Origin of the sequence: Pseudomonas sp. MWU13-2862 (genome assembly GCF_023242495.1) — a bacterium.
Taxonomy (GTDB): Bacteria; Pseudomonadota; Gammaproteobacteria; order Pseudomonadales; family Pseudomonadaceae; genus Aquipseudomonas; species Aquipseudomonas gingeri_D.
The window spans coordinates 570,583-584,991 of sequence record NZ_JALMEZ010000001.1 but is presented as its reverse complement, the minus strand read 5'-3'; the positions used below and the strand labels follow the sequence as shown (position 1 = coordinate 584,991).

The following is a 14,409-nucleotide window of genomic DNA, read 5'->3' as shown; positions in this document are numbered from 1 at the left end:
TCAGCCGTTCTTGCCGGATTCAAGCATGTTTTCCGGCCGGACCCAGGCGTCGAACTCGGCGTCGGTCAGGTAGCCGAGGGCCAGCGCCGCTTCACGCAAGGTGAGGTTTTCGCTGTAGGCCTTCTTGGCGATCTGGGCCGACTTGTCGTAGCCGATATGCGGATTCAGCGCCGTCACCAGCATCAGGCCACGCTCCAGGTGCGCGGCCATCTGCACCGGGTCGGGTTCCAGCCCGGCGATGCAATGCTGCTGGAAGTTGCTGCAACCATCGCCGAGCAGTCGGATCGACTGCAGCAGGTTATGGATGATCACCGGCTTGAACACATTCAACTGCAAGTGACCTTGGCTGGCGGCAAAGCCGATCGTCACGTCATTGCCCATGACCTGGCAGGCCAGCATCGATAGCGCCTCGCACTGGGTCGGGTTGACCTTGCCGGGCATGATCGAACTGCCCGGTTCGTTGGCCGGCAACTTCACCTCGGCAAATCCGGCACGCGGCCCGGAACCCAGCAGGCGCAGGTCGTTGGCGATTTTCATCAGGGCCACGGCGAGGGTTTTCAGGGCGCCGGAGAGGGTGGTCAGGGGCTCATGGCCGGCCAGGGCGGCGAATTTGTTCGGCGCGCTGATAAACGGCAAGCCGGACAACGCCGCGAGTTCGGCGGCAACCGCCTCGGCAAAACCATGGGGCGCATTCAGCCCGGTGCCGACGGCGGTGCCGCCCTGGGCGAGTTCGCAGACCGCCGGCAAGGCCGCGCGAATCGCCCGCTCGGCGTAGTTCAGTTGCGCGATATAGGCCGAGACCTCCTGGCCGAAGGTGATCGGCGTGGCATCCATCATATGGGTGCGCCCGGTCTTCACCAGCTTCATATGGCGTGCCGCCAGTTCCGCCAGCCCGCCGGACAGTTCGGCCATCGCCGGCAGCAACTGCTGGTACACCGCCTGGACGGCGGCGATGTGCATGGCGGTGGGAAAGCAGTCGTTGGAGCTCTGGGAGCGGTTGACGTGATCGTTGGGGTGTACTGGCGATTTGCCGCCACGGCCCTTGCCGGCCAGTTCATTGGCCCGCCCGGCAATCACTTCGTTGGCGTTCATATTGCTCTGGGTGCCGCTGCCGGTCTGCCAGACCGCCAGCGGGAACTGGTCGTCATGTTCGCCGGCGAGCACTTCGTCGGCGGCCTGCTCGATCAGCCGGGCGATATCGGCGGGCAGGTCGCCATTGCGGTTGTTGACCCGGGCCGCGGCCTTCTTGATCAACGCCAGGGCGTGCATGACCGCCAGGGGCATTTTTTCCGTGCCGATGGCGAAGTTGATCAGCGAACGCTGGGTCTGGGCGCCCCAGTAGGCCTCTTCCGGTACGTTTACCTGGCCAAGGCTGTCGGTTTCGATGCGACTCATTCGGTTTCACTCCTGATGGCGGGTTAGCGCAGTTTAGGTCCTGATCGAACGCGTGGGTTCCCTTCCAGGTTTTACTCTCTTCGCGACCATCGGACACCCGAGCATTGGCCACGGGGTTGAGTGACACACTTTGTTAGGCGCAGAATGGATGCCCTTGGGGTTTTACCTCGCCTGTTTAGAAAGGAAACTCGATGACCCGTCTTCGTGCCATCTGTACCGCGGTTGCTCTGGTATGCGCCAGCGGCCAGGTTTTCGCCGATACCGCCAGCCACAACGCCAGTGCCGAGGCTTTCCTGACGTTGGCCCACGCCGACAAGCTGGGCACCCCGGTCTACGCGCAAGTACAGCAAATGTTTGCCCAGCGCTTCGAGCAGACCCAGGCACCGGCCTCGAAAAAGCCGTTGCTCGACACCTACCAGGCCAAGGCCAACGCCGCCCTGGACCAGGCCATCGGCTGGAACAAGCTCAAGCCTGACATGCTCAAACTCTACACCGACAACTTCAGCGAATCCGAACTCAAGGACCTGGTCGCGTTCTACCAGTCGCCACTGGGCAAGAAAGTCCTGGAAAAAATGCCGCAACTGACCCAGCAATCGGCCCAGATGACCCAGGCCAAACTGGAAAGCGCAGTACCGGTGGTGAACAAGCTGCTGGAAGACATGACCAACGAGCTGACGCCCAAGGCGCCGGCACCCGCGGTCAAGAAAAAGCCGTAAGCGGAGCCTGGAATGAGCATGCAGCAACGTATCGAAACCGCACTGGGCGCCCTGCAACCCGAGCACCTGCAAGTCCTGGACGAGAGCCATATGCACAGCCGTGGGTTGCAGACCCACTTCAAGGCGGTGCTGGTCAGCGCACAGTTTGCCGGGTTGAACAGCGTCAAGCGCCACCAGAAGGTCTATGCCACCCTGGGTGACCTGATGAGTGAATTCCATGCGTTGGCCCTGCATACCTACACCCCTGAAGAATGGGTGAAAATCGGCGTGGCCCCGGCATCGCCGGTCTGCGCCGGCGGAGGGCATTGATGCTGGTTTTTTGACCGGTGTTTTTTTGCTAGAATCCGCAACGCGCCGCACTGTCGGCGCGTTTTTTTTGCATCCGGTTCGCCCTTTGCGAGGGCAGCCACCTGGAGAGAATCACCCATGACTCAACCCATAGTCGTGGCGGCACTTTATAAGTTCGTCACCCTGGAAGATTACGTTGCCCTGCGCGAGCCACTGCTGCAGGCGATGGTCGACAACGGTATCAAAGGCACCCTGCTGATCGCCGAAGAAGGCATCAACGGTACGGTTTCCGGTAGCCGCGAAGGCATCGACGGCCTGCTCGCCTGGCTCAAGCTGGATCCGCGGATGGTCGACATCGACCACAAGGAATCCTATTGCGACGACCAGCCGTTCTATCGGACCAAGGTCAAGCTGAAGAAGGAAATCGTCACCCTGGGGGTCGAGGGCGTGGACCCGAACAAGCAGGTCGGCACCTATGTCGATCCACAGAACTGGAATGCGTTGATCGCCGACCCGGAAGTGTTGCTGATCGACACCCGCAACGATTATGAAGTTTCGATCGGTACCTTCGAAGGCGCCATCGACCCGAAAACCACCAGTTTTCGCGAATTCCCCGACTACATCAAAGCCCATTTCGACCCGGCCAAACACAAGAAGGTCGCAATGTTCTGCACCGGCGGCATTCGCTGCGAGAAGGCCTCCAGCTACATGCTCAGCCAGGGGTTCGACGAGGTCTATCACCTCAAGGGCGGGATCCTCAAGTACCTCGAAGAGGTGCCCCAGGAGCAGAGCAAGTGGCAGGGCGACTGTTTTGTCTTCGACAATCGGGTGACCGTGCGCCATGACCTGAGCGAAGGCGACTACGATCAATGTCATGCCTGCCGTACGCCGATCAGCGTCGAGGAACGGGCCTCGGAGCATTACGTGGCCGGGATCAGTTGCCCGCATTGCTGGGACACCTTGAGCGAGAAAACCCGTCGTAGCGCCATTGACCGCCAGAAGCAGATCGAACTGGCCAAGGCGCGCAACCAGCCGCATCCGATCGGTTACAACTACCGTCAATCTTCCGAGGGCTGAACCATGTCCGCGCGCCTGCTCTATGTAATGGACCCGATGTGCTCCTGGTGCTGGGGGTTTGCCCCGGTGGCCGAGGCACTGGTCAAGCAGGCCCAGGCGGCGGGGGTCGAACTGCACCTGGTGATGGGCGGCCTGCGCACCGGTAGCGGCGCCGCGCTGGAGCCGACCACCCGGCGCTATATCATGGAGCACTGGCAGGCGGTTACCGAGACCACCGGCCAGCCGTTCAAGCTCGACGGCGCCTTGCCTGACGGTTTCATCTACGACACCGAGCCTGCCTGCCGCGCCGTGATCACCGCGCGTAGCCTGGCGCCGGACTGTGCGTGGACGCTGGTGGGGCTGATCCAGCGGGCCTTCTATGTCGAGGGCCGGGATGTCACCCAAGCCAGCGTGCTGGTGGAGTTGGCGGAGCAAGCCGGTTTGCCGCGCATCGAGTTTGCCGGCGCCTTCGACACGGCCGAGCAACACGCGGCCACCGCGGCCGATTTCACCTGGGTCCAGGACCTGGGGATTGCCGGTTTCCCGACCCTGCTGGCCGAACGTAATGGCCAGTTGGCGCTGCTGACCAATGGCTACCAGCCGCTGGCTGAACTTGCCCCGCTGCTCGGCCGATGGCTGGAGCGCGCGGCCAGTGCTTGAACAGCCCGATCCCGAACCCGTCAAACCCCCTGTGGACCGCTTGAGCTGGGCCGAAATCCGGCGTCTGGCCCTGCACCATAAGAAAGCGCTGTGGATCGCCAACCTGGTGGCCGTGTTGGCGACCTTGTGCAGTGTGCCGATTCCCCTGCTGTTGCCATTGCTGGTGGACGAGGTCCTGCTGGGGCACGGCGATGCCGCGCTCAAGGTGATGAACCACCTGCTGCCCGATCCCTGGCAGCGCGCCGTCGGTTATATCGGCCTGATGCTGCTGGTGACCCTGACCCTGCGTTGTGCGGCCCTGGTGTTCAACGTGGTCCAGGCGCGGCTGTTCGCCGGGCTGGCCAAGGACATCGTCTACCGCATCCGCACCCGGTTGATCGAACGTTTGAAGCGTATTTCCCTGGGCGAGTACGAAAGCCTCGGCAGCGGCACCGTGACCACGCACCTGGTGACCGACCTGGACACCCTGGACAAGTTCGTCGGCGAGACCCTGAGCCGCTTTCTGGTGGCGATGCTGACGCTGGTGGGCACCTCGGCCATCCTGGTCTGGATGCACTGGAAGCTGGCGCTGCTGATCCTGCTGTTCAACCCGCTGGTGATCTATGCCACGGTGCAGTTGGGCAAGCGGGTCAAGCATCTGAAGAAGCTGGAAAACGACAGCACCTCGCGTTTTACCCAGGCCCTGACCGAGACCCTCGACGCGATCCAGGAAGTGCGTGCCGGCAATCGCCAGGGCTTTTTCCTCGGCCGTCTGGGGACCCGCGCCCGGGAAGTACGGGATTACGCCGTGGCGTCGCAATGGAAAAGCGATGCCTCGAGCCGGGCCACGGGGCTGCTGTTCCAGTTCGGCATCGATATCTTCCGTGCGGCGGCGATGCTCACGGTGCTGTTCTCGGACCTGTCCATCGGCCAGATGCTCGCGGTGTTCAGTTATCTCTGGTTCATGATCGGGCCGGTGGAGCAGTTGCTGAACCTGCAATATGCCTTCTATGCCGCCGGCGGTGCGCTCGAGCGGATCAACGAACTGCTGGCACGTGCCGATGAACCGCAGTACCCCGGTGGCGTCGATCCTTTCATTGGGCGCGATACCGTGGGTATCGAGGTACAGGGCCTGAGTTTTGCCTATGGCGAGGAACCGGTGCTCGATCAGTTGGACCTGTCCATCGCCCCTGGCGAAAAAGTCGCGATTGTCGGCGCCAGCGGCGGCGGTAAAAGCACCCTGGTGCAACTGCTGCTGGGTCTTTACACGCCCCAGTCCGGGACCATTCGCTTTGGCGGCGCGTCCCAGGCCGAGATCGGCCTGGACACCGTGCGCGAGAACGTCGCGGTGGTGTTACAGCACCCGGCGTTGTTCAACGATACCGTGCGCGCCAATCTGACCATGGGCCGCGAGCGCAGCGATGAAGCTTGCTGGCGGGCACTGGAAATTGCCCAGCTCGACGCTACGATCAACCTATTGCCACAAGGCCTGGACAGTATTGTCGGGCGCTCCGGGGTGCGTTTGTCCGGTGGTCAGCGTCAGCGTCTGGCGATTGCCCGGATGGTCCTGGCCGAACCCAAAGTGGTGATTCTCGATGAAGCGACCTCGGCCCTCGACGCAGCCACCGAATACAACCTGCATCAGGCCCTGAGCCGGTTTCTCAGCGGTCGCACGACCCTGATCATTGCCCACCGGCTGTCTGCGGTGAAACAGGCGGATCGGGTGCTGGTATTCGACGGTGGGCGCATCGCCGAGGACGGCGACCATCAGCAGCTTATTGCCGAAGGTGGCCTCTACGCGAAGTTGTACGGGCACCTGCAAAAAATTTGACGCGCTTGAGTTTTATCGGGTTTTCTGTGCTTAGTGGTTGAATTGACTGAAGGAAAGACTTTTTTCTCTGTGTGTGCGAACGATGGATGAGTTCCGGTGACCTGGAAGGGGGGAGGTTGATCCCTTCGGTGTCATGGAAATTAGCCTAGGCTGTGCTATCAGAAGTGGATTTCTCTCGAGTGCTCATCTGGCAGTGCTGATGCAAGGGATCTCATGAAGCAAACGCGGACTCTCGGAACGCCACGGCTGTTGGGCATCGTCTGGCCATTTATTGCTGTTGTCCTGTTTCAGGCCCTGCTGGGCTGCCTGAGCCTGTATGTGCTGTCCGCCGTGCGCGGTTATGTGGCGGGCGAGAGCCTCTGGTCCAAGGGCCAGAAGGACGCCATCTACTACCTCAACCTGTACGCCGATAGTCGCGACGAAACGATCTTCCGTAAATACCAGGAAGCGATCGCCGTGCCCCAGGGCGGACACGACCTGCGGGTCGCCCTGGATTCGCCGACCCCGGACCTGGCAGCCGCCCGGCGTGGGATACTGCAAGGCGGCAATCACCCCGACGATGCCTCCAGCATCATCTGGTTATACCTGAACTTCCGGCACTTCAGTTACCTGGAACGAGCCATTGAAAAATGGGCGGTGGGCGACAGTTACCTGTTGCAACTGGACACTGTCGCCCAGCAGATGCACCGGGCGATCTCGGTCAACCAGGAGAGTAACAACGATATCCGAGGCTGGAAGAGCCAGATCTTTGCCATCAATGATGGCGTGACACCGGCTGCTAAAGCCTTCAGCGATGCCCTGGGCGAAGGTTCGCGGGTCATTCTGCGCTTGTTGCTGATCACCAACCTGGCCACCGCCCTGGGCCTGATCGCCCTGGCCTTGCTGCGCACGCACAAGTTGCTGGCCCAGCGCCATGCCTTTGCCGATGCCTTGCAACTGGAAAAAGAGCGGGCGCAGATTACCCTTGAGTCGATCGGTGACGGGGTCATCACCACCGATGTGGAAGGCGCCATCGCCTATATGAATCCGGCCGCCGAGCACCTGACCCACTGGAAGGCCGGACAGGCCCATGGCCTGCCCCTGGCGGCACTGTTCAACCTGCTCGACGAAAATGCCCAGGAGGAAGGTTTTACCCTGATCGAACATATTCTCAGCGGCCGGCTGAGCGGTGGCAGCGAGCATTCCAAGCTGATCCAGCGCCTGGACGGCAGCACCGTGTCGGTGACCCTGGTGGGCGCGCCGATCCGCAACGCCGGCAAAGTCAGTGGGACGGTGCTGGTGCTGCACGATATGACCCAGGAGCGCCAGTACATTGCCAACCTGTCCTGGCAGGCCACCCATGACGCCTTGACGGGCCTGGCCAACCGGCGTGAATTCGAGTATCGCCTGGAACAGGCGCTGTACAACCTGAGCCGCCAACCGGCACGCCACTCCTTGATGTTCCTCGACCTGGACCAGTTCAAGCTGGTCAATGACACCTGCGGTCATGCCGCCGGCGATGAATTGCTCCGGCACATCTGTGCCTTGCTGCAATCCGGCTTGCGCGAGGGCGATACCCTGGCCCGTCTGGGCGGTGACGAGTTCGGCATCCTGCTGGAGAACTGCCCGTCGGAGGCCGCGGAAAAGATCGCCGAAGGCCTGCGGCAGACCGTGCAGAACCTGCATTTCGTCTGGAAAGGGCGGCCGTTCGTGACCACGGTCAGTATCGGCCTGGTGCACATTGCCCAGGCACCGGCCACCCTGGAGGCTTCGCTGCGGGCGGCGGACATGGCCTGCTACATGGCCAAGGAGAAGGGTCGCAACCGGGTCCAGGTGTATCACGCGGACGATTCGGAGTTGTCCTTGCGTTTCGGCGAGATGGCCTGGGTCCAGCGTTTGCACATGGCCCTGGAGGAAAACCGGTTCTGCCTGTATGCCCAGGAAATTGCCGCCCTGGGACACACCGATCACACCGGTGGGCATGTGGAAATCCTCCTGCGTTTGCACGACGAGGCCGGGCGTATGATCCTGCCCGACAGCTTTATCCCGGCCGCCGAGCGTTATGGCCTGATGACCCAACTGGATCGCTGGGTGGTGCAGAACGTCTTCAAGGTCATTGCCGAATGCATCGCCCAGAAGCGCGGGGGCGCGATGGCGATGTGCGCGATCAATCTGTCGGGTACCACCATTGGCGACGACGGCTTCCTCGGCTTCCTGCATGAGCAGTTCAAGCTGCATGGCATTCCGCCGGATATGATTTGTTTCGAAATAACTGAAACCAGCGCCATTTCCAATCTCGGCAGCGCCATACGATTTATCAATGAACTCAAGAACTTGGGCTGTCGGTTCTCGTTGGACGACTTTTGCGCGGGAATGTCTTCATTCGCCTATCTCAAACATTTGCCTGTAGACTTCCTGAAGATCGATGGAAGTTTCGTAAAGGATATGCTGGACGACCCGATTAACCGCGCCATGGTCGAGGTGATCAATCACATCGGCCATGTCATGGGGAAGCGAACGATTGCAGAATTCGTTGAAACACCGCAGATCGAGCAGGCCCTGCTCGAGATCGGTGTCGACTATGCTCAAGGCTATATTGTCGAGCGGCCGCAGTTGTTCACCTGTGACAGCCTGTTGTGTCGGCCCGCTCGACCCCGGCCTCTCCTGTTCAAGGCGCCTGGTACATTCCGCTGAAACCTTTGCTGATCTGCTTAAATCACCACTCAGAAGGAGCCCGACAGTGATCGACACTTTCAGCAGAACCGGCCCACTTATGGAGGCCTCCAGCTACCCCGCGTGGGCGCAGCAGCTCATTCAGGACTGTAGCGAGAGCAAGCGCCGGGTTGTCGAACACGAACTTTACCAGCGGATGCGCGACAACAGGTTGAGCGCGAAAACCATGCGCCACTATCTGATTGGCGGCTGGCCGGTGGTTGAACAGTTTGCGTTATACATGGCACAGAACCTCACCAAGACCCGTTTTGCCCGCCATCCCGGCGAGGACATGGCGCGGCGTTGGCTGATGCGCAATATCCGCGTGGAACTGAACCACGCCGACTATTGGCTGCATTGGAGCCGCGCCCACGGCGTGACCCTCGAGGACCTGCAGGCACAACAGGTCGCGCCCGAGCTGCACGCGCTGAGTCATTGGTGCTGGCATACCAGTTCGGCCGATGCGCTGATCGTCGGGATTGCCGCGACCAACTACGCCATTGAAGGGGCCACCGGCGAGTGGTCGGCGCTGGTCTGTTCGACGGGGGTCTATGCCGCGGCTTTCCCGGAGGAAGACCGCAAGCGTGCGATGAAATGGTTGAAGATGCATGCCCAGTACGATGATGCCCATCCGTGGGAAGCCCTGGAAATCATCTGTACCCTGGCCGGCAACAATCCCGCCAAGGCACTGCAGGTCGAGCTGCGGCAGGCGATCTGCAAGAGCTATGACTACATGTATCTGTTCCTTGAACGTTGCATGCAGTTGGAACATGGGGAAAAGGCTCCGGTCGCCCGCGAGCGCCAGGCCGCTCTCGCCGAGGGTTGACTGGTGGCACCTCGATCCTGAGTTCGATGCAGTCACTGTGGGAGCCGGCTTGCCGGCGATAGCGGCCGATCAGGCGATGCAAGGCTCACAGGCCTCATCGCCAGCAAGCTGGCTCCTACAGGGGTTGCGTGCAGTCTTGAATTTCCGGTTTGTGTCGCGCGTTCAGCCCGCCATGGCCAGGCGGTTGCGCCCTTCGCGCTTGGCCACATACAGGGCATTGTCCGCGCGGCGCAGCAGGCTTTCGGTGGACTCCCCCGGCAACAGTGTGGCGCAACCCAGGCTCACCGTCAGGTTGATCCGCTGGCCATCGCAATCGTAATCCTGGTCTTGCGCCGCATAACGCAGGCGCTCACCGACCAATGCCGCGGCCTCGCGATGGGTATTGGACAGCAGGATCAGAAACTCCTCGCCGCCATAGCGGAACACCCGGTCGACATTGCGCAGTTGGTCCTTGATCGACGTGGCGACGATTTTCAGCACCTTGTCGCCGGCGCTGTGGCCGTGGTTGTCATTGATCTGTTTGAAGTGGTCGATATCCAGCATCAGCACCGAAATCGGCTGGCTATGGCGGCGCGCCAGTTCGAATTCCCGCTGCAGGGCCTGCTCCATGGCGATGCGGTTGCCGGTTCCGGTCAGCGGGTCGCGCAGTGCGCAGCGGGTAGCGGCGCGGTAGAGCAGGGCGTTGCGCATCGGGTACAGCAGGCTCGCCAGCACCGATTCCAGATTGCCCAGTTCCTCTTCGTTGAAGCGGGTGCCACGGCGAAATATCAACTCGCCCAGTTGCTCGCCTTCATGGCTGAGGCTGTAGCTGATCAAGTGATGGCCGCGTTGGCCGAACTCCAGGCGCAAGTCGCTGGCCGGGTGCAGGTAGCTCAAGGCATCCAGTGGCATCACGCGCTGGATCTCGCGGAAGAAGATGTCCAGGATGCGCTCCGGCTCCAGGCTGACCTGCAGCTGCAGGGTCAGTTGATGGCGCAGTTGGGCCAGGTTGATGGGGCGTTGCTGGGCGGGGGGAAGCAGGCCAAAGCCCAGACGTTGCAATCTGGCGCGATCAAAATCAATTGCGTTGGTCTGGGTCGGCGTTTTCATAGTGGCAAGCCCCTAAGCACAGAATACGGTCTTACAGGGTGGGCGAAAGAGCGGTTTGGAAACGACTCTTACGCTGCGTGTTGAAGAAGTTAGAGCGAAAGTCGTGCCAATCGGTTCAATCGAATAAAAGTCGTTTGAATTCAGGGATTTGATTTTTAGGGGCAAGTGTCGTCGGCCGGCAAGGGCGGCAATTGTTTGACTTGCACTGATGGCTTTTGGGGGGCAGATCGCCGCGCGCCGGTATTCCGGCACACGCGGCGCGGTGGGGCGAGGGTTTACTGCGCGTCGAAGGCCTGGCCGTTGACGCCGCTGCTGTCGGGCCCCATCAGGTACAGGTAGACCGGCATGATCTGTTGCGGTGTCGGGTTGTTTTCCGGGTTTTCACCGGGGTAGGCCTGGGCGCGCATGCTGGTTCGGGTGGCGCCAGGGTTGATGCTGTTGGCGCGCACCGGGGCCACGGTATCGAGCTCGTCGGCCAGGGTCTGCATCAGGCCTTCGGTAGCGAACTTGGACACGCCATAGGCCCCCCAATAGGCGCGGCCTTTGCGGCCGACACTGCTGGAGGTGAAGATCACCGAAGCGTCCCGGGACAGCTTGAGCAGCGGCAGCAAGGTGCTGGTCAGCATGAACATGGCGTTGACGTTGACGTGCATGACACGCATGAAGTTTTCGCCGGAGAGCTGTTCCAGCGGGGTACGCGGGCCGATGATCGAGGCGTTGTGCAGCAGGCCGTCGAGGTGGCCGAATTCGGTTTCGATCATGGCCGCCAGTTCGTCGTACTGGTGCGGCAGGGCGGTTTCCAGGTTGAACGGGATCACGGCCGGTTGCGGGTGGCCGGCGGCTTCGATCTCGTCGTAGACCTGGCTCAGGTTGGCTTCGGTCTTGCCCAGCAACAGCACGGTGGCACCGTGGGCGGCGTAGGTCTTGGCGGCGGCGGCGCCGATGCCGCGGCCGGCACCGGTGACCAGGATGACGCGGTCCTTGAGCAGGTCCGGGCGGGCGGAGTAATCGAACATGGCTAAACCTCTACAAATGTAAAACAGCTGGCAGGCTCAACAGCTGCACAGCGCGTTATCCAATACCTTGCGCAGCTCCAGCGGATGGTCGACCACCACATCGGCGCCCCAGTGATCGGGGTTGTCGTCCGGGTGGATGTAACCGTAGCGCACGGCGGCGGTGCGGGTGCCGGCGTCGCGACCGGACTCGATATCGCGCAGGTCGTCACCGACGAACAAGACGCTGGCCGGGTCGAGATCGAGCATCTTGCACGCGAGGATCAGCGGCTCCGGGTGGGGCTTGCTGTTCGTCACATGGTCCGGGCAGATCAGCAGCGCCGAGCGCTCTGCCAGCCCCAGCTGTTGCATGATCGGCTCGGCGAAGCGCAGCGGCTTGTTGGTGACCACGCCCCAGAGCAGATTGGCCTTCTCGATGTCGACCAACAGCTCGGCCATGCCGTCGAACAGGCGGCTATGGACAGCGCAGGCCTTGAGGTAGCGCTCGAGGAACTCCTGGCGCAAGTCTTCGAAGCCCGGCGACTCGGGGTCCATCATAAAGGTCACGGCGACCATGGCACGGGCACCGCCGGAGATCTCGTCGCGAATCGACCGATCGGCAATTGGCGGCAGGCCGCGCTCGGCGAGCATGGCCTGGCAGATGGCAATGAAGTCCGGCGCAGTGTCGAGCAAGGTACCGTCCATGTCGAAGAGAACCGCTCTCAAACGCATCGGTTACTCCTCGCGCAGGGTCTGGATCATGTAGTTGACGTCGACGTCCGTCGCCAGCTTGTAATGCTTGGTCAGGGGGTTGTAGGTCAGGCCGATGATGTCCTTGACCGCCAGGCCCGCTTCGCGGCTCCAGGCTCCGAGCTCGGAGGGGCGGATGAATTTCTTGAAGTCATGGGTGCCGCGCGGCAGCAGGCCCATGATGTATTCCGCGCCGACGATGGCGAACAGATAGGCCTTGGGATTGCGGTTGATGGTGGAGAAGAACACCTGGCCGCCGGGTTTGACCATACGGAAGCAGGCGCGGATCACCGAGGACGGGTCGGGAACGTGCTCGAGCATTTCCAGGCAGGTCACCACGTCGAACTGCTCGGGCATTTCCTCGGCCAGGGCTTCGGCGGTGATCTGCCGATACTCGACGCTGACACCGGACTCCAACTGGTGCAGCTGGGCCACGGCCAGGGGCGCTTCACCCATGTCGATGCCCATCACGGTGGCACCGCGCTGGGCCATGGCCTCGCTGAGAATGCCGCCGCCGCAACCGACGTCGAGGACCTTCTTGCCGGCCAGCTTGACCCGTTCGTCGATCCAGTTGACCCGCAGCGGGTTGATGTCGTGAAGCGGCTTGAACTCGCTTTCGCGGTCCCACCAGCGATGGGCGAGGGCTTCGAACTTGGCGATTTCAGCGTGGTCGACGTTGCTCATGGACTATCCTCTAAAGCTTGGAAATCAGGTTGATGTCGCCCGCCGGGCGTTGCGTCATCTTCAATTCATGCACTCTATGGCGCGTCAATCAATGCTTCTGGGCGCCGATGCGCTGGCCCCAGGCCCGGGCCGTGGCGCCTAACTGCTGTTCGTCCAGGCGAGTCAGGCGGCGGTCTTCGAGCAGCGGCTTGCCGCCGACCCAGACATGTTGCACGCAGTCGCGGCCGCTGGCGTAAATCAGTTGCGACACCGGGTCGTAGATCGGCTGCCGGGCCAGGCCTGACAGGTCGAAGGCGACCATATCCGCGGCTTTGCCGACTTCCAGCGAACCGATCTCCTGCTCCAGGCCCAGGGCCCGGGCGCCATTGAGGGTCGCCATGCGCAGTGCGCGGTGTGCGTCCAGGGCCGTGGCGGAACCGGCGACGGCCTTTGCCAACAAAGCGGCGGTACGGGTTTCGCCGAGCAGGTCGAGGTCGTTGTTGCTCGCCGCGCCATCGGTGCCCACGGCCACGTTCACGCCGGCTTGCCACAGGCGCTCCACCGGGCAGAAACCGCTGGCCAGTTTCAGGTTCGACTCCGGGCAGTGGATCACGCTGCTGTTGCTTTCTACCAGCAATGCCAGGTCGTCATCGCTGATCTGGGTCATGTGCACGGCCTGGAAGCGTGGGCCAAGCAAGCCGAGGCGGCCCAGGCGCGCCAGCGGACGCTCGCCGCGTTGTTCCACGGACTGCTGCACTTCAAAGGCGGTCTCATGCACGTGCATGTGGATCGCGGCATCGAGCTCTTCGGCGATGACCCGGACTTTTTCCAGGTTTTCGTCGCCAACGGTGTAGGGTGCATGGGGACCGAAGGCGATCTTGATCCGTGGGTGATGCTTCAGGTCGCCGAACAGCTCGATGGCCTGGCGCAGCGACTCATCGACGCTGGCGGCGCCGGGGATCGGGAAATCGAGGATCGGAATGGCGATCTGCGCGCGCATGCCGCTGTTGTGCACGCGTTCGCTGGCGATTTTAGGGAAGAAGTACATGTCCGAGAAACAGGTGATGCCACCCTTGAGTTGCTCGGCGATGGCCAGGTCGGTGCCATCACGGACGAAGGCTTCGTCGACCCATTGGGCTTCGGCGGGCCAGATATGCTGCTCCAGCCAGGTCATCAGCGGCAGGTCGTCGGCCAGACCGCGAAACAGGGTCATGGCGGCATGCCCGTGGGCGTTGACCAGGCCGGGGGCGAGCAGGGTTTCCGGCAGTTCGCGGACCTCCCTGGCACCGAGTTTCAAGGCCTCGGCCCGAGTGCCGATAAAGGCGATGCGTCCGTCACGAATGCCCAGGCCATGCTCCTTGAGTACCACGCCGGCGGGCTCGACCGGAACCAGCCAGGTCGGCAGCAGGAGAAGATCGAGCGGGGCGGAGGTATTCGGCATCGTGGACGGCTTCCGGGCTTTATCTGAAATAA

Annotated in this window: 13 protein-coding genes; 7 read left to right on the top strand and 6 right to left on the bottom strand. The window is 62.0% G+C overall.

Going from position 1 to position 14,409, the window contains the following annotated elements; genetic code table 11:
- Positions 1-1,395 (bottom strand): class II fumarate hydratase, encoded by a 1,395-nt coding sequence (locus M5C56_RS02690; RefSeq protein WP_103495909.1) that lies wholly within the window; start codon positions 1,393-1,395, stop codon positions 1-3.
- 191 nt (positions 1,396-1,586) lie between these two features.
- Between M5C56_RS02690 and M5C56_RS02685 the strand changes: the two genes are divergently transcribed.
- The 7 genes from M5C56_RS02685 (at position 1,587) to M5C56_RS02655 (ending at position 9,442) form a co-directional block, all read left to right on the top strand.
- Positions 1,587-2,111 carry a DUF2059 domain-containing protein gene (locus tag M5C56_RS02685; protein ID WP_103495908.1) on the top strand — a complete coding sequence of 175 codons (525 nt, stop codon included), beginning with the start codon at positions 1,587-1,589 and terminating at the stop codon, positions 2,109-2,111.
- A 12-nt stretch (positions 2,112-2,123) separates the two neighbouring features.
- Complete coding sequence (locus tag M5C56_RS02680; RefSeq protein ID WP_103495907.1) at positions 2,124-2,420, top strand: BolA family protein; 297 nt, start codon at positions 2,124-2,126, stop codon at positions 2,418-2,420.
- Positions 2,421-2,537: 117 nt separating this feature from the next.
- Positions 2,538-3,476, top strand: a complete 939-nt coding sequence (locus tag M5C56_RS02675) for a rhodanese-related sulfurtransferase (protein WP_103495906.1) — start codon at positions 2,538-2,540, stop codon at positions 3,474-3,476.
- 36 nt (positions 3,477-3,512) lie between these two features.
- A complete protein-coding gene (locus M5C56_RS02670; RefSeq protein WP_177100248.1) occupies positions 3,513-4,115 on the top strand; it encodes a DsbA family protein in 603 nt (200 codons plus the stop codon).
- A 31-nt stretch (positions 4,116-4,146) separates the two neighbouring features.
- The gene (locus M5C56_RS02665; protein WP_177100246.1) at positions 4,147-5,925 is read left to right on the top strand and encodes an ABC transporter ATP-binding protein; all 1,779 of its coding nucleotides are present in this window, start codon (positions 4,147-4,149) and stop codon (positions 5,923-5,925) included.
- Positions 5,926-6,138: 213 nt separating this feature from the next.
- A complete protein-coding gene (locus M5C56_RS02660; protein WP_103495903.1) occupies positions 6,139-8,598 on the top strand; it encodes an EAL domain-containing protein in 2,460 nt (819 codons plus the stop codon).
- 46 nt (positions 8,599-8,644) lie between these two features.
- Complete coding sequence (locus M5C56_RS02655) at positions 8,645-9,442, top strand: iron-containing redox enzyme family protein (RefSeq protein ID WP_103495902.1); 798 nt, start codon at positions 8,645-8,647, stop codon at positions 9,440-9,442.
- A gap of 162 nt (positions 9,443-9,604) precedes the next feature.
- On the opposite strand, the gene M5C56_RS02650 is transcribed toward M5C56_RS02655, so the two are convergent.
- The 5 genes from M5C56_RS02650 to M5C56_RS02630 form a co-directional block, all read right to left on the bottom strand.
- On the bottom strand, positions 9,605-10,531 hold the full coding sequence (locus tag M5C56_RS02650) for a GGDEF domain-containing protein (RefSeq protein WP_103495901.1): 927 nt from the start codon (positions 10,529-10,531) through the stop codon (positions 9,605-9,607).
- Between the two features lie 275 nt (positions 10,532-10,806).
- On the bottom strand, positions 10,807-11,547 hold the full coding sequence (locus M5C56_RS02645) for a YciK family oxidoreductase (RefSeq protein WP_103495900.1): 741 nt from the start codon (positions 11,545-11,547) through the stop codon (positions 10,807-10,809).
- A gap of 36 nt (positions 11,548-11,583) precedes the next feature.
- Complete coding sequence (gene mupP, locus M5C56_RS02640; RefSeq protein WP_103495899.1) at positions 11,584-12,255, bottom strand: N-acetylmuramic acid 6-phosphate phosphatase MupP; 672 nt, start codon at positions 12,253-12,255, stop codon at positions 11,584-11,586.
- Positions 12,256-12,258: 3 nt separating this feature from the next.
- Positions 12,259-12,957: a bifunctional 2-polyprenyl-6-hydroxyphenol methylase/3-demethylubiquinol 3-O-methyltransferase UbiG gene (gene ubiG / locus M5C56_RS02635; protein ID WP_103495898.1), complete on the bottom strand. Its 699-nt coding sequence runs from the start codon at positions 12,955-12,957 to the stop codon at positions 12,259-12,261.
- Positions 12,958-13,045: 88 nt separating this feature from the next.
- Complete coding sequence (locus M5C56_RS02630) at positions 13,046-14,377, bottom strand: TRZ/ATZ family hydrolase (protein ID WP_103495897.1); 1,332 nt, start codon at positions 14,375-14,377, stop codon at positions 13,046-13,048.
- Positions 14,378-14,409: the final 32 nt, after the last annotated feature.